The 22,747-nt window shown below is 60.0% G+C and carries 15 protein-coding genes; 6 read left to right on the top strand and 9 right to left on the bottom strand.

What is annotated here, in order from left to right:
* Window positions 1–13 precede the first annotated feature (13 nt).
* The 7 genes from ACR0DA_RS15005 to ACR0DA_RS14975 all read right to left on the bottom strand — a co-directional run bounded on the left by ACR0DA_RS15005 (window position 14) and on the right by ACR0DA_RS14975 (window position 7,889).
* Window positions 14–1,159 (bottom strand): iron-containing alcohol dehydrogenase, encoded by a 1,146-nt coding sequence (locus ACR0DA_RS15005; RefSeq protein WP_480754698.1) that lies wholly within the window; start codon window positions 1,157–1,159, stop codon window positions 14–16.
* A gap of 66 nt (window positions 1,160–1,225) precedes the next feature.
* On the bottom strand, window positions 1,226–2,608 hold the full coding sequence (locus ACR0DA_RS15000; RefSeq protein ID WP_480754696.1) for an aldehyde dehydrogenase family protein: 1,383 nt from the start codon (window positions 2,606–2,608) through the stop codon (window positions 1,226–1,228).
* A 94-nt stretch (window positions 2,609–2,702) separates the two neighbouring features.
* Window positions 2,703–4,055 carry a glutamine synthetase family protein gene (locus tag ACR0DA_RS14995; RefSeq protein ID WP_480754694.1) on the bottom strand — a complete coding sequence of 451 codons (1,353 nt, stop codon included), beginning with the start codon at window positions 4,053–4,055 and terminating at the stop codon, window positions 2,703–2,705.
* Window positions 4,056–4,141: 86 nt separating this feature from the next.
* Window positions 4,142–5,173 (bottom strand): TRAP transporter substrate-binding protein, encoded by a 1,032-nt coding sequence (locus tag ACR0DA_RS14990; RefSeq protein WP_093963096.1) that lies wholly within the window; start codon window positions 5,171–5,173, stop codon window positions 4,142–4,144.
* A 70-nt stretch (window positions 5,174–5,243) separates the two neighbouring features.
* The gene (locus ACR0DA_RS14985) at window positions 5,244–6,569 is read right to left on the bottom strand and encodes a TRAP transporter large permease (protein WP_170600012.1); all 1,326 of its coding nucleotides are present in this window, start codon (window positions 6,567–6,569) and stop codon (window positions 5,244–5,246) included.
* Window positions 6,569–7,087 (bottom strand): TRAP transporter small permease subunit, encoded by a 519-nt coding sequence (locus ACR0DA_RS14980; RefSeq protein WP_170365895.1) that lies wholly within the window; start codon window positions 7,085–7,087, stop codon window positions 6,569–6,571. Before ACR0DA_RS14980 ends, ACR0DA_RS14985 begins: the two co-directional genes overlap by 1 nt.
* Before the next feature lie 16 nt (window positions 7,088–7,103).
* A complete protein-coding gene (locus ACR0DA_RS14975) occupies window positions 7,104–7,889 on the bottom strand; it encodes an N-formylglutamate amidohydrolase (RefSeq protein ID WP_170509997.1) in 786 nt (261 codons plus the stop codon).
* A 104-nt stretch (window positions 7,890–7,993) separates the two neighbouring features.
* Between ACR0DA_RS14975 and ACR0DA_RS14970 the strand changes: the two genes are divergently transcribed.
* Complete coding sequence (locus tag ACR0DA_RS14970; RefSeq protein WP_093963099.1) at window positions 7,994–8,869, top strand: MurR/RpiR family transcriptional regulator; 876 nt, start codon at window positions 7,994–7,996, stop codon at window positions 8,867–8,869.
* A 144-nt stretch (window positions 8,870–9,013) separates the two neighbouring features.
* On the opposite strand, the gene ACR0DA_RS14965 is transcribed toward ACR0DA_RS14970, so the two are convergent.
* Window positions 9,014–10,924 carry a dockerin type I domain-containing protein gene (locus tag ACR0DA_RS14965; protein ID WP_480754692.1) on the bottom strand — a complete coding sequence of 637 codons (1,911 nt, stop codon included), beginning with the start codon at window positions 10,922–10,924 and terminating at the stop codon, window positions 9,014–9,016.
* Between the two features lie 358 nt (window positions 10,925–11,282).
* On the opposite strand from ACR0DA_RS14965, the gene ACR0DA_RS14960 reads away from it, so the two are divergent.
* The 5 genes from ACR0DA_RS14960 to ACR0DA_RS14940 all read left to right on the top strand — a co-directional run bounded on the left by ACR0DA_RS14960 (window position 11,283) and on the right by ACR0DA_RS14940 (window position 20,772).
* Window positions 11,283–15,116: an Ig-like domain-containing protein gene (locus ACR0DA_RS14960; RefSeq protein WP_480754690.1), complete on the top strand. Its 3,834-nt coding sequence runs from the start codon at window positions 11,283–11,285 to the stop codon at window positions 15,114–15,116.
* A 63-nt stretch (window positions 15,117–15,179) separates the two neighbouring features.
* Window positions 15,180–16,004, top strand: coding sequence for a SapC family protein (locus tag ACR0DA_RS14955; RefSeq protein WP_480754688.1), 825 nt, complete (start codon window positions 15,180–15,182; stop codon window positions 16,002–16,004).
* Window positions 15,991–17,334, top strand: a complete 1,344-nt coding sequence (locus ACR0DA_RS14950; RefSeq protein ID WP_480754687.1) for a TolC family protein — start codon at window positions 15,991–15,993, stop codon at window positions 17,332–17,334. The genes ACR0DA_RS14955 and ACR0DA_RS14950 overlap by 14 nt, the downstream gene beginning before the upstream one ends.
* Window positions 17,331–19,478 carry a type I secretion system permease/ATPase gene (locus tag ACR0DA_RS14945; protein WP_480754685.1) on the top strand — a complete coding sequence of 716 codons (2,148 nt, stop codon included), beginning with the start codon at window positions 17,331–17,333 and terminating at the stop codon, window positions 19,476–19,478. Before ACR0DA_RS14950 ends, ACR0DA_RS14945 begins: the two co-directional genes overlap by 4 nt.
* Window positions 19,462–20,772 carry an HlyD family type I secretion periplasmic adaptor subunit gene (locus ACR0DA_RS14940; RefSeq protein WP_480754684.1) on the top strand — a complete coding sequence of 437 codons (1,311 nt, stop codon included), beginning with the start codon at window positions 19,462–19,464 and terminating at the stop codon, window positions 20,770–20,772. Before ACR0DA_RS14945 ends, ACR0DA_RS14940 begins: the two co-directional genes overlap by 17 nt.
* Here the strand turns inward: ACR0DA_RS14940 and ACR0DA_RS14935 are convergent, their stop codons facing one another.
* A complete protein-coding gene (locus ACR0DA_RS14935; RefSeq protein WP_170359366.1) occupies window positions 20,773–22,539 on the bottom strand; it encodes an ABC transporter ATP-binding protein in 1,767 nt (588 codons plus the stop codon). It lies immediately after the preceding gene.
* Between the last annotated feature and the right edge of the window lie 208 nt (window positions 22,540–22,747).

The following is a 22,747-nucleotide window of genomic DNA, read 5'->3' as shown; positions in this document are numbered from 1 at the left end:
ATCCTACCAATACTTAAAGAGCGACCCTGAACAATCCGGTCAGGTTTTCCTCGGTCAACTCGATTGGGTTGCCACCGCACGAGGGGTCGATGATCGCACCCTTGACCAGCTCCGGGATTGCATCTTCGGTCACGCCCAGATCAGACAGCTTGCGCGGGATACCCAGCGAGTCGTTGAACTCCTGCACGAAGGCCCGGAACCCGTCGAACCCGCCCGAAATGCCCAGATAGGCTGAGGCTGCTTCGAACCGGTCGGCGATCACAGGCGCGTTGAACTCCAGTACCGCAGGCATGCAGACCGCGTTGGTGGTGCCGTGATGGGTGTTGAACACCGCGCCGATCGGGTGGCTCATGGCGTGGATCGCGCCCAGCCCCTTCTGGAAAGCCGTTGCACCCATGGCGGCCGCGCTCATCATCTGGGCGCGGGCCTCGATGTCGGTGCCGTCCGCATAGGCGCGCGGCAGGTACTCCTTGACCAGCCGCATCCCCTCCAGCGCGATGCCCTGGCTCATCGGATGGTAATGGGGGCTGGAATAGGCCTCAACGCAATGCGCAAAGGCATCCAGACCGGTCCCGGCGGTGATGAATTTCGGCATGCCCACGGTCAATTCAGGGTCGCAGATCACCACGGTCGGCAAGACCTTGGGGTGGAAGATGATCTTCTTGGCATGGGTTTCCGAATTGGTGATGACGCTGGCGCGGCCCACTTCCGAGCCGGTACCGGCCGTCGTCGGCACCGCGATGATCGGCGCGATCGCCTTGGCGTCCGCGCGGGTCCACCAATCGCCAATGTCCTCGAAATCCCAGACCGGCCGCGTCTGGCCAACCATGAAGGCAACCATCTTGCCCAGATCCAGCCCCGAGCCGCCGCCGAACGCGATCACCCCGTCATGCCCGCCCGCCTTGTAGGCGGCCACGCCAGCCTCGAGGTTCTTTTCGTTCGGGTTCGGGTCGACCTCGCTGAACAGGCCCCGGCCCAGCCCGGCGGCCTCGAGAATGTCCAGCGTCGCGGCGGTGATCGGCAGATCGGCAAGGCCGCGGTCGGTCACCAGCAGCGGGCGCTTGATCCCCGCCGCCGCGCAAGCCTCGGGCAGTTCCTTGATACGGCCCGCGCCGAATTTGATCGTGGTCGGATAGGACCAGTTTCCAACAAGATTCATGTCAGCTTTCCTTGTGTCTAAGGCCTGCCCCGGCGAGGGGGTCGGTCCGGGGCAGGCAAATCGTCCTCAGCCCGTCACCTTCTTCAGGTGGTAGGATTTGGGACGTGTCAGGTTGTGAAATCCGATGATCGAAAGGCCGCCGCCGCGTCCGGTATTCTTGCACCCGGTCCAGCACAGACCCGGGTCCAGATAGTCGGCCCGGTTCATGAATACGGTTCCGGTCTCGATCCGGTCGCCGATGCGTTCGGCCCGCGCCACATCGCGCGTCCACAGCGAGGCGGTCAGACCGAACTCGCTGTCATTCATCAGGGCGATGGCCTCGTCATCCGAGGACACCTTCATGATCCCCGCGACCGGGCCAAAGCTTTCGTCGCGCATCACGCGCATGTCGTGCGTGATGTTGGTCAGGATCTGCGGCGTCAGATAGGCGCCGCCGTCATCTCCGGCAAAGGTCTCGATATGCGCCACTGCACCGGCGGCCACGGCCTCGGCGATCTGGGCGCGCACCTCGTCGGCAAAACGCACGTTGGCCATCGGCCCCAGCGTCGTCTCCGGATCCAGCGGGTTGCCCAGCTTGTAGCCCCTGACGATCTCGACCGACTTGGCGACGAAATCGTCATACAGGCTTTCATGCACATAGATCCGCTCGATCCCGCAGCAGCACTGGCCCGAGTTGAACATGGCCCCGTCGATCAGCGTGTCGACCGCCGCGTCCAGATCGGCGTCCTCCATGACATAGCCCGGGTCCTTGCCCCCCAACTCGGTGCTGACGGGGGTAAAGGTACCGGCCGCCGCCCGCTCCATCGCCTGCCCTCCGGCGACCGAGCCGGTGAAATTCACGAAATCGAACGCCTTGCCGGCAATCAGATCGTTGGTCACGTCATGGCTCAGGAACAGGTTCTGGAACACGTCCTCGGGCACGCCAGCCGAGTGGAAGGCCCGCGCCATCCGCTCGCCCACCAACAAGGTCTGCGTGGCATGTTTCAGCACAACCGTATTGCCCGCGATCAAGGCCGGCGCCACAGTGTTGATCGCCGTCATGTACGGATAGTTCCAGGGCGCCACGACGAACACCACGCCATGCGGCACGCGCTTGATGTATCGCTTGAACGTCTCGTCCTCGCCCACGGCAATATCAGCCAGCGCATCGCGCGCGATGCCCGCCATATAGGTCGCGCGTTCGCTGAAACCGCCGAACTCGCCGCCATAACGCACCGGCCGGCCCATCATGTGGGCCAGTTCCGGCACGATCTCGTCATTCATCGCACCCACGGCCGCAACTCCGGCCATCACCAGATCGATCCGCTCTTGCAGGGGCCGCGCTGCCCAATCCGCCTGCGCCGCCCGCGCCCGGCCCGCTGCGGCAAATGCCGCGTCACGATCCAGCGTGTCCCGCTCGGCAAACACCGATCCGTCGATCGGCGAGATACACTTCAACACCTGACCCATTGGTCACTCCATCCTCAAGCAAAGCAGACCCGCTGCTTCATCTGGCCAAAAATATCCCGTAGAGCGTGAGGGGCTGACCCCTCACATCCGCCCTCTACGCCCGCTCGAACCCGCGGGCAATCTCCCAATCGGTCACCACGCGCTCGAATTCCTCGATCTCGACCTCGGCGGCACGTACATAGTGATCCACCACGTCATCGCCCATGGCCGCCCGCAGCATGGACGACCCATGCAGCGCATCCCGCGCCGCGCGCAGGTTGCCAGGAATCATGCCCGTATCCCCCTGATAGACATCGCCCTTGGTCGGCGGCTGCAGCTTGAGCCCCTCCTCGATGCCCGCAATCCCGGCGGCCAGCATGCCCGCGATGGCCAGATAGGGGTTCATGTCCGAACCCGGAATCCGGCACTCCACCCGCACCGCCTTGGTTCCATCGCCACACAGCCGGAACCCCGCGGTGCGGTTGTCCACCGACCAGATGATCCGCGTCGGCGCAAAGGTGCCCTTCATGAACCGCTTGTAGCTGTTGATGTAGGGTGCCATGAAACAGGTATAGTCGGGCGCGTATTTCAACAGGCCCGCCATGTAGTTTTTCATCAGGTCCGACATGCCCAGCGGATCGGCCGGGTCATAGAAGGCCGGTTGCCCGTCCGTCCACAGCGACTGATGCACATGTGACGAACTCCCGACCCGGTCATGATGCCATTTCGGCAGGAAGGTCGCTGCATGGCCGTGCTGCCACGCGATCTCCTTGACCGCGTTCTTGGCGATCGAATGATACTCGGCCGTCTGCATGGCCGGGGCGTATTTGATGTTCAGTTCTTCCTGCCCGGCCTCGGCCTCGCCCTTGGAATTTTCGACCGGAATGCCCGCATCCCACAGGTGATTGCGGATCGGCCGCATCACATGCTCTTCTTTGGTGGTCTGCAGGATGTGGTAATCCTCGTTGTAGCCCGAGATCGGTTCCAGATCCCGGAAACCTTCCTTGCGTATCTGGTCAAAGCTCTTCTCGAACAGGAAAAACTCCAGCTCGGTCGCGCACATTGCCTCATAGCCCATGGCCTTCAGGCGATTGACCTGCTTCTTCAGAATGGAGCGCGGAGAATGCGGGACCTCCTCATGCGTGTGGTGATCCAGTACGTCGCACATCACCATCACCGTGCCTTCCAGCCACGGAACCGGGCGCAGAGTGCTGAGGTCGGGCTTCATGACATAGTCGCCATAGCCGCGCTCCCAGCTGGTCGAGGCATAGCCGTCCGGCGTCGCCATTTCGAGATCGGTGGCCAGCAGGTAGTTGCAGCAATGGGTTTCTTCCCAAGCCCCGGCCACGAAATGACCCGCGTGGAATCGTTTGCCCATCAAGCGGCCCTGCATGTCCACCATGCAGACCAGAACCGTATCGACCGAGCCTTCGGCAACCTGGGTCTTGAGCGTGTCGAAGTTGAGCATGAGCCACCTATTTCTGCGCCGGCGCCACCTGCCGGACTGACGTTTTCGACGGCCTGCCCCCGGTATGAGGGCAGGCCGGTTTCACCTTAGCCGTACCGGTAGGGACGGCCAGCCTTTTGCATGTCGGCATTGTACTTCTTGATGATCTCGACGACCTTGGCCTTGGTCTCGGACTCGGCTGCGATCTCATCCCAGAAGGCAACGGCGGCCGCTTCGACCTGGGCCCATTCCTCGTCGGGGATCGAGGTCAGCTTCATCTTGTCACCATTCACGCGCAGCGATGCCTCGCCGCCCCAATACCACCACTGACGGTAGTAATGCGACTGATCGGTGCAGACGCGGAACAGGGTCTGCAGGTCTTCGGGTAGTTCGTTCCAACGGTCCATGTTGGCGAAGAACGACCCGGCCCAAGCTCCCGAGATGTTGTTGGTCAGGAAGTAGTTGGTCACATCCGCCCAGCCGACGGTGTAGTCCTCGGTGATGCCCGACCAGGCGATGCCGTCCAGTTCGCCGGTCTGCACGGCGACCTCGATGTCTTCCCAGGGCAGGGTCACGGGGACCACACCGAACTGCGACAGGAACCGGCCCGCCGTCGGGAAGGTGAAAACCCGCTTGCCCTGAAGGTCCGCCAGGCTGTTGATCGGGTCTTTGGTGGCGAAATGGCACGGATCCCAGGCGCCGGCCGAGATGTGCTTGACGCCCACCTTGGAATATTCTTCGTCCCAGATCTCGTTCAGACCGTACTGGTTGAACAGGACGGGAACGTCCAGCGAGTAGCGCGAGGCAAACGGGAAATAGCCGCCGAACACGGTCACCTCGGTGGGCGAGGCCATCGAGTCGTCATCCGACTGCACCGCGTCAATCGTGCCGCGCTGCATGGCGCGGAACAGTTCGCCCGTGGGCACCAGCTGGTCGGCATAAAAAAGCTCGATCTGCATCCGGTCGCCGGCGATCTGGTTGAACATCTTGATGGCCGGGTCGATCACATGCTCGGCCAGCGCGGGGCCGGCATAGGTTTGCATGCGCCAGCGGATCGTGGATTGCGCAAGCGCCGGGGTGGCCAGCGCGGCTGCCGGGGCCGCGGCGGCCCCTTTCAGGAATGTGCGTCTGTTCGTCATCTTCTCTCTCCGTTGTCGGTTTCGATGGGCGAGAGACCAACCTCTCGCATGTGCCCCGGTATGTCCGGGGTCATTTGTTGTAGATGTAGTCGGGCAGCCACAGCGCGATCTCCGGGAAGGTCATGATGATGGCCAGCGCCAGCGTCATCACCATCACGAAGGGCAGGATCGAGCCGTAGATGTCTCGCAGCGAAATCTCGGGCGGGGCCATGGCCCGCATCAGGAACAGGTTATAGCCGAAGGGCGGTGTCATATAAGCGATCTGCGTGGTGATCGTGTACAGCACCCCGTACCAGATCAGGTCAAAGCCCAGTTCCCCCACCAGCGGCACGTATAGCGGCGCCACGATCACGAGCATCGCGGTGTCGTCGAGGAAGGTGCCCATGACGATGAAGCTCAGCTGCATCAGGATCAGGATCACCCAGGGGTTCAGGCCAAGGCGCTCGGTGAACAGGGTCTCGATCGCGCGCACGGCGCCCAGCCCGTCGAATACCGCACCAAAGGCCAGCGCGGCCAGGATGATCCACATGAACATGCAGGTGATGCCCAGGGTCGAGCGCACTGAAACCTCGAACACCTCGCGCGTCATCCGCCCTTTCAGCACGGCGGCAGCAAAAGCCGTCAGCGCCCCGATGGCCGAACTTTCGACCAGCGAGGTCCAGCCATTGACAAATGGCACCATCATCGCCGCGAAAATCGCCAACGGCAGCAGTCCCGCGCGCAGCAGCCGCAGTTTTTCCGCCATCGGCACGTCGCGCTCTTCCCTGGTCAGGGCCGGGCCGAGCTCGGGGTTTATCCGGCAGCGGATCACGATATACAGGATGAACATCCCCGCCATCATCAGACCCGGCAGGATGCCCGCCAGCCAAAGCTGCCCCACAGGCTGACGCGCGATCATCGCATAGAGAACCAGCACCACAGATGGCGGCACGAGAATGCCCAGCGATGACCCGGCCTGGATCACCCCGGTCACCATCTTCTTGTCATAGCCGCGCTTGAGCAGTTCGGGCAGCGCAATCGTGGCGCCGATCGCCATGCCTGCTACGCTGAGCCCGTTCATCGCCGAAATCAGCACCATCAAGCCGATCGTGCCAATGGCCAGCCCGCCATTCAGTCCACCCATCCAGACATGAAACATCTTGTACAGGTCGTCAGCGATTTTGGACTCGGCCAGAACATAGCCCATGAAGATGAACATCGGCAGCGTCAGCAGCGGGTACCATTTCATCAGCTTCATCGCGGCCGAAAAGCCGATGTCATAGCCGCCGCGGTCGCCCCACAGCAGCAGCGCCGCCACCACGGCCACGAAACCGATGGCACCGAACACGCGCTGACCGGTCAGCAGCATCAGCATCATGGTCGAGAACATTAGGATGGCGATCAACTCATACGACATCAGATCACCTCGCGCGGGATGTCATCGCCCTTGAGGCGCAGAATATCTTTGAAAAGCTCGGAAATGGCCTGCAGCAGCATCAGGATCAGCCCCACGACCATGATCACCTTGATCGGCCACAGATAAGGGCGCCACGCGGTCGGGCTGCGTTCGCCATATTGCAGGGAATAGCTGAGCGAGTCGAACCCGCCATAGATCATCACGCCCAGGTAGAAGATCAGGAACAGCACGGTGATCGCATCGGTCCAGGCCCGGCGCCGGTGCGACCATTCGCTGTAGAGAAGGTCCATCCGCACGTTCGAACCCATCTGGATCGAATACGGTCCGCCAAGAATGTAATAGGCGACCATCGCAAACTGCGCGACTTCGAGCGTCCAGAGCGACGGAAGGAAAAAGGTCTTCGAGATCGACGACCACAGCAGGATGCCCATCATCACGAAGATACCGTACATCACGACCCGCCCGATCCAGCGGTTCATGCGGTCGATGACCGCAATATATCCCCGCATGAAACTCATACCTGCACCCCTGCCCTCATGTGTTCTGCCCTGCGTCGGAAAAGGTTTCGACCGTGGCGGCCAAAATTGGCGTCAACAGCCCCAGAATCCGATTGACCCCGGTCGGCGTGTCGATCAGATCATTGCGGATCTCGATCATCACGTTGGGCAAGCCCCGCGCGATACCGTGCTCACGCAGAGTGTGCGTGACACCATCCTCTGGCGAATACGGTTCGTTCAACGCCACTCTCAGCCCGCAATGCGCCGCATGGTTCAGCATGACCTGAGCCGCACGTTCATCAGAGTCATGCAATATCCCCAGTTCGACCGCCCGGGTCTTGCCGTTGTAGATTGGTGTGAAACTGTGGATCGTAATCAGGACAGGCGGTTCTGGGCGGCGGTCCAGCGTTTGCGACAAGAGACACCGGAACGGTTCATAAATGTCGCGAACTCGCTGGGCGCGCTGTTCCGCCGTCAGACCCTGATTGCCGGGCACAGCAAACACCTCGCTGCGCGGCGGCATCGAATCTTCCCGTTCGGGCGGACGATTGCAGTCATAGACCAGCCGACTAACCCGCGAGTGTACGAGAGGTGCATCCAGGGCGCCGGCCAGTTCAACCGCAACCTCCAGCGCTCCAATATCCCAGGCCGCGTGTGAACGGGCCGCCACGTCGTCCAGCCCCAGCCCATCCAAAGCCGCAGGAATGAACCGGCTTGCGTGTTCGCACACCAAAACCGCGCGCGCCACGCCACGCGCGTTCAACACACGTGCGGCGGGCGCTTCCAGCGGGGATAACAGGGATGACTCGGTCTTGGACTGCATGCGTAGCATTTGTTACAGCGGCCTTGGGCCTGTCAAGAAAATTTCTGTAGACAAAATTACAATCACTCATATCCTGTAGCAAATTGAATAATATGAGGGCGCCGATGGCCTCTGTCGCCAAAACGGTCAAACAACGCATTCAGGACGAACTTGAAGGCCTGACCCGCTCGGAACGGCAGCTGGGATCGGTCCTGTTGCAGGATTATCCGATGGGTGGGCTGCAATCGATCACCAAGCTGGCAGCGGCGGCGCAAGTGTCCACCCCAACGGTCATTCGCATGGCGCGAAAACTGGGTTTCGATGGGTTTCCGGCGTTGCAGGAGGCGTTGCGCGAAGAAGTTGCGGCACAGATCCAAAAGCCGATTTCGAAACGCGATGCCTGGATCGTGGATGATGAAACCGAGCATCCGATCACGCGTTTTGCCCAAGCCGTATGGACCAACATGCGCCACACGCTGGAGCGTTTGGACAAGTCGATGTTCGACGCGGTGGCGCAGTTGCTGGCCGATACCGAGCGCCATTTGTATGTCGTGGGCGGCCGCATCACCCGCTCGAATGCCGACTATCTGTTCAACCACATGCAGATCATCCGGCCCAACGTGACGATGCTGGGCAACTCGGCCAACGTATGGCCGCAATACCTGCTGGACATGGACGAAAGCTCGGTTCTGGTCATCTTCGACATCCGCCGCTACGAAGCGCATCTGGAGAAGCTGGCGCAAGTTGCGTCCGATCGCGGAGTGACCGTCGTGCTGTTCACCGACCAATGGGGGTCACCCATCGGCAAATCGGCCAACTATACCTTTCACGCTCTGGTCGAAGCTCCATCAAGCTGGGATTCAACGATCGCCCTTCAACTCATTTCGGAAACCCTGATCGCCGAGGTTCAGGAAGCGCGCTGGGAAGAAAGCAAAGAGCGTATAGAGGAGTTGGAACGCTATTTCTCGACCACACGGATTTTCCGCAGCCACGAGGCATGACGAACGAACCACCACCTCAGGCCGGAACTTGGCTAGAGATGCCGCATCGGCTTGGTCGCCATTTGCAATGCTTAGACTTTACCTGGGTCTGCGCGGAGGCCCGATACCTTTTTGCTCACCTTTTGCGTTCCCCGAATAGCCAACTTACACCGCTTCGAGATTCCCAAGCAGGATCGACGTCATGTCCACACTGAACACGCCATCTAGGGCGGCAACCGCAGCGCCGGTTTGATAGTCGACATTCGTGGGCGTGATTGAGGAAAGATCGGCGTTCTGGTCCAGATAGACCCATTCCGGCTCGTGTGCGGTGGGCAACCCAACGGCAACCTGCAGGATGGCCAGGGCATCCAGTGCATTGACGGTGCCATCCCGGGTGATATCGGCCGCGATGAGGTTTTCGGGGGCTGCGGGTCCCCAGGTTGGTCCCAAACCGACCGCTATCCGCAAAACCTGCAGCGCATCGAGGGCCGTGATCTCTCCGCTAGCATGTGAATAGGACTTGATGATGTCCACATGACCCGGCAACGAACCTGATGGCAAATCAAGATCGAATTGGCCCTGATCGTCGGCCTGTACCGATATCGGGCTGTTTCCAACTGGCTTGAACACGATCTCAGCATCGCTCAGCGCGGGGTTTGAACCGGAAGACTCTACCGTGACTGGACCCGTAACACCGGCCGAGGCCTCGGGCCCCGTGAGCACGCCAAAGTCAACGGGGATATGATCCGGCCCCTTAAAACCGGACCCGAAGATTTCGGCGCTGGTGAGTGTGCCACCGTCGGCCGAAAATAACTCGACGGTTTCATCCATGAACTCAATCCGAGCCCCTTGTGCCGTTGACGTCACGGTCAGCTGCCCGGGGTTGCGTAACATCGGGTAGTCGAACAGATCCAACCGATCGGTTCCGGCCTCGAAATCCGTGATCATCGTCAATCCACTGCCGAATCGCATAACGAAGATGTCCGCGCCGGAACCGCCCTGCATGGTGGTTTCACTGCGACCGGCAATCAGAATGTCGTCACCGGCACCGCCCTGCAAATCAGTGTCCAGAACGCCGGCGCTCAGCATGTCGTCCTGAGCGGTTCCAGTTACGATTCCATTCCCCTCGATGACATTGCCCAAGGAGTCCAGAGACACTGTCAGCTGGGTTAGCCCTGCATCCTGCTGCGATGCCACAAAGATCTGAAGGTCGTCGCCAACATGGGCCACCTCGATGGTCTCAACATTCTGAAGACCGCTATCCAGCGTATCCGCAAAGCTGTCTAGGTAGATCAGCTTGCCATCAGGGGTCATCGTCAGCAGGGTCACTCCGTCATCTCCGCCACCGGCAACGACAAAGACACGTCCATCGACTTCGACGGCCTTCATGTCCTGAACTGCGCCAAAACGGGTACCCAACGTGTCCAACGCATGATCCTGTGGAACTAGTGTTCCGTCTGCGCGCAGCTCCATCACACTGATGGAGTTGCTGCTGGACCCGGCCACCAGAACCCAAGTGTGTCCATACGCATCAACCGTCTCCAGCGCTGTCGGAGAACTGATCCCAAGCGTTTGGGTTGCCGTGTTGTTCACTTCGATCAGCGTCCCGCTTCCCTGATCGGTGCTGAACACCCGGATCGCATTGGCGGTGGCATTGGCGGTGACGACATACTGGTTGCTGCCCACCGCCGCGGTCTGCATCGCCCCAGCATTACCCGCGACCGAGCCCACATGACTGAGCGAACCATTCGAGTTCACCACGTAGGTGCCGATGAGCCCACTGTCCTGATGGGCCACCGCCAGGTAGTCGACCGCCTCCACCGAGTACTGGACCAATGCGGTGACATCACCGCCTCCGGGAATCGCCGCCGTTTCCTGCAGCGCCCCGATCGTGCCATTCGTATTCAACTCGTACCCGACAAGGCCCGTGGCGGTATCGACGTCCAGTGCCAACAGGTCGCTTGCGCCCAATGCAACCAGAGCGCCAAGGCTGCCGACCTGCAACGATATGGTGCCGCTGAAATACTGATCGTCGTGGAATTGCGGAGCCCCACCACCCACAAGCTGCCAGACCACGATGCCGCCGCCAGCCCGGGTCGTGCTGTACAGATACGTAACACCGTTAAACGTTTTTAAAGCCGTATCGCCGATACCTGAATCGAGCGCCGGACTCCCCGTTGCAACCACTCTTTCGAACTGAAGCATCAACTCAGATCACCCCCAATGCCATCTCTGGCAGTCCCTTCGAGGGTGACGCGGTGCCAAGGCAAAGACGAGAACGAAATTGTGGTTAAAACGAGGAATTCGGCTCCAGATTAACTCAATTTTTCAAGGTCCGACCGCATGAATAACTCGGCAGCAGGAAAGAAGAACAGAACTTGGCTTCTTCGGTCTTGCCGCGCGGGTATCCGCGGCCACCAATTGTGAGGACATGATGACGATGAAACCTGTTTCGCACGAAGTCTCCATCCAGAAGGACTCACCAGATGCAGGGCATGAGAAGCATGTCCGCAAATGGGTCAAAGCGCGTCTGCGCCGATGGGCCGGATCGGGCGTCGGCGGTGGTTTGGCCTCTGCCCTTCTGGCCTTGCCGGCGCTGGCCCAAGCCACTGAGGAGGAGTTGAGCACATTTCAGTTTGCCGATGTCCTGCCCGGTGTCCAGTCGGTCAAGCTGCTGCCAAACGGTGACGTTCAACTGAAGCTTTTGGACGGTCGCACAGTCCTGGTTTCCGCGGAAAACGTGCACGTTCTGGAAAACGGTTCGATCATGATTGCCGAAGACGTGGCCGTTGAAGTCGCGCAGCTTGCAGTGGCCGCTGAAGCCGCCGGGGCAGCGGCAGCTGGTGGTGCCGGCATGGGAGCCGCAGGCGCGGTGCTGGGTGGTTTGGGTCTGGCCGGTGCGGCCGCCGCTGGCGGCGGTGGCGGCGGTGGCGGCGAAGATGCCGCGACGCCCGCGGAATCGCCACGCCCGCCCAGTCTGAACCTGTCACAGTTGCAGGGAAATTCGCTCAACAGCACCACTGCCAAGGCGACAGCACCTGATGGCACCGTTTCGGTCGAGGTAACCATCGGGTCGGTCACCAAAACCGTATCAGCGGGGCCGGACGGCAGTTGGAGCGTTTCGCTGAGCCAAGTCGAGGCGGCAGGGTTGCCTCAGGGGGTCACATCCGTGACGATCCGACACCTGGATGGAGCCGGAGGTGAGATCGCTGTCGAAACAGCCACGTACACCATCGACACCATCGCTCCGAACATAGCGGTAACAGGATTTTCCCACGGGGCGGTCATGAATGCGGCCGAGAGCGCGTCAGATCTGGAAATCAGTGGTACGACCGATGCGGAAAACGGTCAGATGGTGACTGTGGGGTTGAACGGTCAGATCTACACCGCAACCGTGTCCGGCGGCACTTGGAGCGTCACGGTTCCGGCCGCCGATCTGGCGTCTCTGCCCGATGGCGCGACCGTCACTGTGACCGCTGATGTGGTGGATCGGGCAGGCAATCCGGCGACTCAAGCCACCAACAGCTTTGATACTGACTTTTCCGCCCCAGCCATAACAATAGACCCTGTCGCAGGCGGCCAGATTGATCTTGTAGACGTCGGATCGGACCTGACGATTACCGGCACGACGACCGGCGAAGATGGCCAACCGATTGTGCTGGCCTTCAATGGCCAGACTTACAGCGGCACCGCTTCAGGCGGTGTTTGGAGTGTGACAGTTCCCACAGCCGACCTCGGCGTTCTGGTCAGTGGTAGCCCCATCAGAATCAGTGCCGCAATCAGCGATGCCGCCGGAAACCCGGCCACGCCTGCTGCGGTTTCGGTACCCGTGGATCTGAGCGGACCGTCCATCTCGATTTCGCCTCTATCCGTCGGTGCGGTGTTGAACACAGCCGAAGTCGGGGCGGATCTGACGATCAGCGGCACAACCGGGAATGTAACCGATGGCCAGACAGTCACGGTAACTTTGGACGGGCAGACCTACACGGGCCCTGTGTCCGGAGGGACGTGGAGCGTGACCGTGCCGAGCGCGGATTTGATTGCCCTTGCCGACGGCGCAACTTTCACCATCACCGCCGACGTGACGGATGCCGATGGCCTCTTGGCCCCGCAGGCGAGTGCAGGAGTTTCCAAAGACGCGACCGCGCCAACGATCAGAATCGACACGTTTTCGGACGGCGCGGTCATGAACGCGGTCGAACAGGGAACCGACCTCAGCATATCCGGAACGACGACCGCCGAAGACGGCCAGGCCGTGACCATTGGATTGAACGGCCAAACCTACGGCGCCACCGTTTCAGGTGGCACCTGGAGTGTCAGCGTTCCCGCAGCCGATCTAGCCGGCCTCTCCGACGGTGCCACCGTCACCGCGACCGCCGATGTTTCGGACCGTGCCGGGAACCCGGCCGCGCAGGCCACTGGCAGCTTCGACACCGACTTTACGGCCCCCGCCCTGTCAATCTCGACGGTATCGGCCGGGGGCACCATGAACCTGGCAGAGCAATCCGGCGGAATGACGGTCTCTGGCATTTCCGACGCGCCTGATGGAACGGTCGTCTCGATCCAGGTTCAACGAGCGGACGGGACTGTGGATATCTCGGGCACCGCCACAGTGACGAGTGGCGCGTGGACCTACACCGCTTCACCCCTCGACCTGAGCGGCCTTCAAGATGCCGAATCGTACACAGTTTCCGCGTCAGTCAGCGACGCAGCCGGAAATACACAGACGACTTCGACTGGGTTCAACACCGATTTCAGCGCCCCGACCATCTCACTGAACCCCCTGGGAACTGGATCGGTTCTAGACGTCACCGAGAAGGACAGCGACCTGACAGTATCGGGGACAACGACAGCCGAAGATGGGCAAACCATTACTGTCGGGCTGAACGGGCAGACCTATATAGCCACCGGTTCGGGTGGTGTCTGGTCGACCACCATTACTACAGCTGATCTGAACGCGCTTTCCGACGGAACAACCTATTCTATCACCGCATCAGTTTCGGACATCGCTGGTAACCCCGCTACTCAGGCGGCAGCCTCGGTGACCACCGACTACCGACCCATCCTGACCTTGAATGAAGTCGGAACCAACGACGCGTTTTCGCTGAGTGACGCGCAATCCAGCGGCCTGACGGTCAGCGGTTCATCCATAGGTCTCGGCGCAGGACAAACCCTTGAGGTGATGCTGAACTCGGTCTCTGTTGGAACAGCCACGGTCGCGGCCAACGGCACGTGGAGCCTGAACGTACCTGCCACGGCGTTTTCGGGTACAACGGCGGGTGACCTTTTGGATTTTTCGGTTTCAGCGACGGTTACCGGAGGACCGAACCCCCTACCCGCGACAGACCAGGCGACGGTTCACGTTCCAGCGGCCTATTTCATCTCCGAGGCAGGCCGGAGCGGGTCGACGATAGCTTTCGAAATACATGCCGATGCGGACCGGGACATATTCAGCGGGATGGCTTTCACGGCCAACTTGGGTTTTGACCCCGCGGTCGTGACCTATGACACGGGATCCGAGGTCGAAAACACCGATTTTGATCTGTTTCTGGCAAACCCGAACGGGGCGGCGGAAATCGGTTTTGCCGGGGCCGCAACAAGCGTCAGCGATCTGACCCAGCCTGTCGTCACGTTCACGATGACGGTGCTGGACCCCACGAAGCCGATCGAGTTGACGATCAACACGCCCGATGGTGGCCCTACCCATTGGGTATTGGGAACAGAAGGCGCAGACACTTTGGCGGCCACGGGTATCGACGATGTCATCCGCGGTGGGGACGGCGACGATGTGATAGATCTGTCCGGCGCGGGCCGAGATCTTATCGTTTTCGAAGCGGACCCGACGGCGAACGGCACCGACATCGTAACGGGTTTCACCCTGGGGCCTGCAGCCGACATGGCCGACGCCATTATGTTCAGCGGGTTGGATGTCTCATCGCTTCGCGGTGATGGAACAGGTGTCGAAACACTGGCGCTTGGCGACATGATCGCGATCGACACAGGTTTTGTAGGGCTGACAACCACACTCACAGATCTGACAACAGATACTCTGGAAGCCGCCGCCGAAACGCTTAGCGGGGCTCAAGCCGGAGATGAGATCTATCTGCTGGCCAGCGATGGAACTGACAGTGTGCTGGTCAAGGTGGACTATTCTGCCCCAACCTCTGCCACGGTCAGCACGGTCGCGCAGTTTGACGGCCTGGGTGATCTGAGCGGTCTGAGCAGCGACAACATACTGCATACCGATCCGACAGGTGCGTCAAGTTGATCCTGCCAAACATGAAAAGGTGGGGCCGCCCCGGCCCTTTCTAACGGACCAGCGGAGACATCAATGGCACAGAACGGCCCAGTACCCGTCACTTTCGACTGGCATTCCGATCGCTCGTGGCACAGATTTACATCCTACGATTTCGCGCGCTGCAGATTGGAGTGCGAGATCGTAAGTGCGGAAGTCTCAGAAGCAGCCGCCTCTTTTCCAATTGCGTTTCGATCCTCGGGGGGCGGGGTATCCCCTCATGCTGTTCTGGCGACCGCAGCTTCTCCGGAAACACCATTTGTTTCGGACCAAGGACGCTGGCGGGCCACCTATGTTCCTTCCTTGCTGAGATGCCATCCGTTTTCGATCGAACTGGTCGGTGGCGAAGCAGGATCGCGCACCAGCTCAGGCAAGCTTGTTGTAGATGAAACCACCGGACTCGTGTCCTGTGACCAATCCGGCAGCCCGTTCTTCGCAAAGGACGGCTCGATCTCCTCTGAACTGGAAACCCTGAAAGGCTTCTTGAAGAGCTTTCTGGCCGATCGCAACGCAACCCGACGTGCCTGCGCGCTGATAAAGGAATTGGGCCTATTCGTCGAATTGACCCGTTTTAAGGATGCGGAGTTGCCCGACGGTTGGATGAGCGTGGACTTTCGACGCTTCAACCAACTTGGGCCGGCGCAGACAGCGGTTCTGCAATCTAGCGGAGCGATGCAGTTGATTTTCGCTCATCAAGTCTCGCTCAACCATCTTCTGTGGATGCACCACTGCCAGACGCATTCTCCCAAGGTGATCAGCACTCCCGCAAACGGCAGGGACTCCGACCTTGTGGGGTTCTTGGATGCCATTGCCCGGGAACGAGACTTGTCGGATGCGGAGGCCAAATATGCCTACATCTGATCGACTCATCTTGCCTCTGCTGATCGGTTTGGTGGCCGTGCTCACTGCGGCTTGTGAGCCGGTTCCGGATCTTGCCCCGGTTGAGATGGCTTTTTCAGAGGGATCAACGGGTGCTGGCGCGACAAAGCCGTCGGGCCATCTGACTCGCAGTTCATTCGGCCAGAGAATACGGCGCGCGGTAGAAGCCAGCCCGAACCTGGCACAGAGCGAGACCGGCGTTGACGCCGCCTTTGCCGATATGGACGCGGCAGAAGGAGCCTTTCTTCCGCAGGTGTCACTTGGCGTGAATGCCCGATCGGAACGGGTGGATTCGGATATTGCGGATGTATCACCGTATCTGCGGGTTTCACAGCTAGTATACGACGGGGGAGCTGCCGCCGGAGACTTGGCAGCGGCGCGGGCCCGTGTCCTCGAAAGCCGCGGCGATCAGCTTCAAACCGCAGCCGCGACGGCCCTTGCCGCAATTGAAACCTATGTGTTGGTCATCGACCGGCGGAAAATCGTTGAAATCGCTTGGGAAAACGTCCGCCGCCATGAGGAGATCGAGAAGCAGATCTCCGACCGCGCCGCGCAAGGGGCCGGTTCCGCTGCCGACGTTCTGACGGCGCGTTCTCGGGTCGCGGATGCTAGGACCAAGTTGGCGGATGCCCGGGCTCAGGCTGATCGTGCCAATGCGCGATTCCAAGAGGTGTTCGGTACCCCACCAGGCAAACTGGATCCCCCTGTCCCAGCGCCCAACCTGTCGAGAAGCGACGCCGTCATCGTGATGGACAGCCCGCAGGTTCGACGCGCAGACGCTGCGGTTCTGGCGGCACAGGCAGACCGCTCTGCCGCAACTGCGAGGCGTCAGCCGGACGTGCGGGTTTCGGCATTTGCCAACCAGGACGACAGCAGGGACGCTAATTTCGGCGTAGACCTCTCGGTCAACTACGAGCTGGACAGCACCGGTCAACGGCGGACTGCAATTGCCGCCGCCGAAGCGCGGGTCAAACAAGCGGAATATGCCCGTGAGGTTCTTGTTCGGGAAATCCAGCGCGAGCTAGGTTTCATTCGATCCGACCAAAAGGCCGGCGCCCAGCGTCTGCGCGAGGCCCGCATCGCAGTTGCCGCAAATGCCGACAGCGTTGCCGCCACTCAAGAGCAATTCCAGATCGGGCGCAGCAGCCTAATCGAAATACTGGACGCGCAGCGCGATTATGTGAACGCCCAAGAGCGACTGATCCTGGCGGAGCAGAATTTCTTCCTAACGAACTACGCCGCGCTCAGCCTTACGGGCGACATCATTGATCTGCTCGGCATCCAGCTCAGAACATGGGGCAACAGACCATGACCCAACGTAGCCAGCCTCCTACATCCCTGCCCCTCACCAACTTTGAGGCATGTCTGCTGCATGTGGCGGCAGAGCTTGGTCGGCCATTGACCAAAGCCAGCCTTTTGGCGGCCCAATCCTCGGTCTCTGGTGGGTTGAAGGTGCAAGACGCGATCGCACTGGCCCATGACCATGGATTGCAGGCGGGCTTCGGGCCGCGCCGGCTGTCGGAGTTTGATCCAAGCCTCGCCCCGGCAATACTGTTGCTCGATGACCAGCGGGCCGTGGTTTACCATGGCCGTTCGAAGTCTGGCCGTCTGTTGATCCACGACCCAGAGCTTGGAGACAGCATTGGTGAGATGGATGAATGCCAGCTCGACGCCGTCTATTCCGGCTATGCGATGTTATTTCGTCGAGCATACTCCGAGGAAATCAAAAACAACCCAAGCCAACCAAGCCGTCACTGGTTCCGATCAGCGCTTGTGGCCAATCGGTGGTCGTACTTGCAGGTTGCTCTGGCCGCGGCTCTGACGAATATTCTGGGGCTTTCAACCTCGGTTTTCATCATGACCGTTTATGACCGGGTTCTGCCAAATGAAGCCGTGGAATCTCTGGTCGCATTGACCATCGGTGTCGGCATCGCGCTGTTTTTTGATTTTGTGCTGAAGATCCTGCGCGCCAGTTTCATCGACAGGGCAGGACAGAATGCGGACATGTTGATGGGTCGACGTGTTTTCGATCAACTTCTGAATATCCAGATGAAGTCCCGAACCGGATCAACCGGCGCCATGGCGAACACGGTGCGTGAGTTCGAAACACTCCGCGAGTTCTTCACGTCGGCTACGCTGGTCATGGTGGTTGATTTGCCGTTCATCGGTCTGTTTTTGCTTACGATCTACATGGTCGGCGGACCGTTGGTTCTGATCCCAGCTCTCGCCGTACCAGTCGTGCTGATCGCCGGGCTCGCCATTCAGCCGCTTTTGTCCCGCTTGGCGGAACGCAGTTTTTTGGATGGCCAGTCAAAGCAATCCGTGCTGATCGAAACTCTGGCCGGTCTGGAAACGATTAAGACCACCACTGCGGACAGCACGATGCGGCGACGCTGGGAAGAGGCGATCGAACGACAATCCGGCAACAGTGTTCGGTCGCGTGCCATCACACAATTCGCCTTGAACCTGACCGGTTTCACGCAGCAGGCGGCCCAGGTCCTGATCGTGTTTTACGGTGTTTTTCTGATAGCGGACGGCCTGACCAGCATGGGCGCTTTGGTCGCCTCAGTGATGCTGACCGGACGGGCTTTGGCACCGTTGGGTCAGCTGTCTCAAACCCTGACTCGGTTCAACCAGGCGCGCAGTGCTTACCGGAACCTTGACGCAATGATGCAAGCCGATAGTGAGAGGCCGTCGGGGCGCACCTGGATCAGCCGCTCCAACTTCAAAGGGCGTATCACGTTCAACAACGTGTATTTCGCCTACCCAGACCAGGATGAGGACACACTGAAAGGCGTGTCCTTCGACATCAAACCGGGGGAAAAAGTTGCGATTCTCGGGCGGATCGGATCAGGAAAAAGCACCATCGCACGACTGCTTCTGGGATTGTACCAGCCCCGTGTCGGATCGGTTCTTTTGGATGGGATTGACATCCGCCAGATTGATCCTGGGGACCTTCGACGCAACATTGGGTCGGTCTTGCAGGATATTTGGCTGTTTTCGGGCTCGGTCCGCGAAAACATTACGGCCGGTGCGGTCCGCCCGCGCGACGAAGATCTAATCCGGGCCGGGCGCATTTCGGGGGTCGAAGACTTTGTATCGCGGCACCCCAGCGGGTACGATCTTATACTGGCCGAACGTGGCGAGGGGCTCTCGGGCGGGCAACGTCAGACGATCGCCTTAGCCCGGGCATTGATCGGGCAGCCGCCCGTCCTGTTGCTGGACGAACCCACCAGCGCGATGGATCTCAAGAACGAGGCGAACATCATTCAGCGGCTGAAGGCAGCGGCTGCGGATACGACTATGGTCATCGTTACCCATCGGGCCAGTCTGTTGGAACTGGTCGACCGGGTCATCGTGATCGAAAACGGCAAAGTGGGCGTTGACGCCGTCAAGTCAGTTCTCACCAAACGAGCCAAAGACGCGCGGAGGCACATGAATGTCGCGGCATCCTGACCTTGCAAGATTGGCCCGCGAGATGAACGGCGGCTCGGGGTTTCGCGGTTCGGTATTGCTGCTGGCAGTGTTGGGCTGCATGCTGACGGCCGGCGTCTGGGCTTTCGTCACCGAACTGGACGATGTAGTCCGCGCGGACGGTCGCGTTGTGCCGTCTGGCGACGTTCAGGTGATCGAAGCAACCGAACCCGGGGTTCTTCAGGCTGTTCATGTTCAAGAGGGTCAGATCGTCGACAAAAACGCTTTGCTGATGGAATTGGACGCGACACAAGTCGGCAGCGAGTTGGACGCCGAGCGGCAAAGGGCATTGGGACTAAGGGCGCGTATTAAGCGATTGCAGGCCGAAATTGACGGATCCGATTTGCGGTTCGAGCCCGAGCTTGTGCAACAAGCACCGGACGTCGTTCGCTCGGAAACGGCTCTTTATCTCGGCCGAAAATCGGAGTTGGCCGACGAGATCGCCATTCTGGAACGCCAACGTGAGCAGAGGCAGCGCGAATTGGAAGAGGGGTTGGTGGACCGGGTCACTGCAGAAGAAACACTCAAGGTCCTGTCCGAAGAGCGCGCTTTGATGGAGCCTCTGGTCCGCCGCAAGATGGAACCTGCGACAACTCTGCTGGCCCTGCGACGCAGCGAGGCGGAATGGAAGGGGCGCAAGGTAAGGGCCGAGGCCGCTGCAAACCGTCTGGAAACCGGGCTGAGTGAAATCGATGACCGCATCACGGCTACCAAAAGCCGGTTTCGCAGCGCGGCACTGACCGATCTTGCCATTGCCACTGCGCAGCTTGCGGCGCTTGAGCCCGCCCTGCCCGCGTTGGTGAACCGCGCGGCGCGCGCGCAGGTTCGTGCGCCAGTCCGAGGCATCGTAAACCGAATCCACCGCACGACCTTGGGCGGTTTGGCCCGCAGCGGCGAGGATCTTGTCGAAATCGTTCCGCTGGACGACAACCTGCTGGTCGAAGCCTATGTCCGCCCTGACGACATCGCATTCCTGCGCGCGGGTCAGCAGGTCAAGGTCAAGATCACCGCATATGATTTTGCCAGATACGGCGCGCTGGACGGCGAAATTGTTCGCATCGGTGCGGATACGATTACACGGTCAGAGCGGCAGGACGAGGAAGTCTTCGTCGTCGAAATCCGAACCAGCGGCACCTTGTTGGACGCCGATGGCTTGGCGGTAGAGATCATTCCGGGGATGATCGCACAAGTTGACATTCTGGCCGGCCGGAAGACCGTTCTCGACTATCTCATCCAGCCTGTTCTCAAGGTAAAGAACCAGGCTTTGCGGGATTGATTATGCAGCCGGTGTCTTGAATTGCTGATCGAACAGGCGGCGGAAGCTGCCATTCTGTTCCATCAACTCATCCAACTTGCCCTGTTCGATCACCTGACCATCCTGGACAACCATGATCTTGTCTGCCTCAAGCACGGTCGACAGACGGTGAGCGATGACGATCGTGGTCACGTTCTCCGTCAGCTTATCCAACGCCTGCTTCACCAGAGCCTCGGACTCGGCATCCAGCGCGCTGGTGGCTTCGTCGAGCAGCAGAATTTCAGCCTTCCGAAGAATGGCTCGGGCAATTGCCAGACGCTGTTTCTGCCCTCCCGACAGAAACGCACCGTTCTCTCCGACTTCGGTGTCGTATCCCTTGGGCAGCGACATGATGAAGTCATGCGCATGCGCGGCTTTGGCCGCATCGCGAATCTCGTCCTCGGTCGCATCGGGACGGGCGTATCGGAGGTTTTCCATGACCGTCGCGGAGAACAAAAACGTATCCTGGCCAACATAAGAAATCTTGCGCCGCAACGAGGCAAAGCTGACATCCTGCAAATTCTGTCCGTCGATCTCGACATAGCCTTGGTCAGGATCGTAGAACCGCATGATGAGGCCAAAGATCGTGGACTTGCCTCCACCCGACTGCCCCACCAGAGCGGTTGTCTTTCCAGCCTCAAAGGTCAGGTTCATTCCATTGATCACCGGCATACCACCGCTGTAGCCAAAGGTGACGTTCCGCAGGCGTACCTCGCCCGGACCGGACCGCAGCTCTTGGGGTTGCGGGCTTTCGCGCATTGGGTCTTCCTGATCCAGCAGTTCGAACATCATCTCGATCGGAACCAACGTGGATTCGATGGTCACCCGCATCCGGGACAGCCGCTTGGCCGGTTCATAGGCCATCAGAAGCGCCGTGATGAAGGACATCAGCTGACCCGCGGTCGGCGGTTCAGTTCCGGCAATTCCCATTGTGCTGACGACCAACACGCCGGCAACGGCTACACCGGCCAGAAATTCCATCATTGGGCTGGCGATGGACTGCAGCTTGGCAATTTCGTTCGAGCGTTTTTCAACGCTTCTTATGGCCGAGTTCATCCGCTCGGTCATTCGATCTTCGAGTGCGAAGACCTTGATGATTTTGATCCCGGCCGATGTTTCCTGCAGAACCCGGATGATTTCGGCCAGTGATTTGAGCTCGGATTGCATGATCGAGCGGACGCTTTTCAAAAGATAGCGCACGCTCAGCAGCGCGACCGGCCCAACAATGAAAAACAGCCCCGAAAGCACAGGCTGCTGATAAACCATCACAAAGATGAGACCCACGAGCGTCAGCGCATCCCGAACGAACGTGGTCACGATCACATCGACCAGCGTCCGCGCGGCCGACGCGCCCCGGGTCACACGCATCAGAAGGTCCGAAGACTCACTTTTGGAAAAGAAATCCACCCCACGCCGAAGCAGTTTTTTGTACAACTTCTCCTGCTGCTCGGCGATGATGCGGTTGCCGGCGCGAGCCAGAAACACGGACTGGACGTAAGAAGCCAGCGCCTTGACCAGGAACAGCACGATTACTGCTGACGCTATGATATGAACCTGAGACCGCATGTCAGGCGACGTCATGGCATCGACGATGTTTTCCATCATCCAGGCCGTCCCTGCGGTGGTCGCGGCAACGATCATCATGGCAAACATGGCAATTGCATATTTCTTGCCTTGCGCCCGTAGGCTGTCACCCACCAGCCGACCGATATGGCCGGATCGCCACTTGGCCCAGGTTTTCCTGATCATAAGGGTCTCCAAATCAAGCTGACGCTTTCTTGCGCGTCAGCGCAGAGTTTGCAAGCTGCCATAGTTACGCGCTTCAATACCGCACCGCAAAGTGTAGCCGGCAGAAGTTAAGGTCACTTCAGCCGGATTTCCAGAGGCAGCCCAAGAAACCAGACCGCGTCACCAGTGGTCTGGTTCGGCGTCGTGCAAGTCGAATTCAACCGACGGA

It is taken from the genome of Ruegeria sp. CI8, from assembly GCF_056536865.1.
The sequence above is the reverse complement of the archived record's forward strand: the minus strand, read 5'-3'. Positions and strand labels throughout refer to the sequence as shown.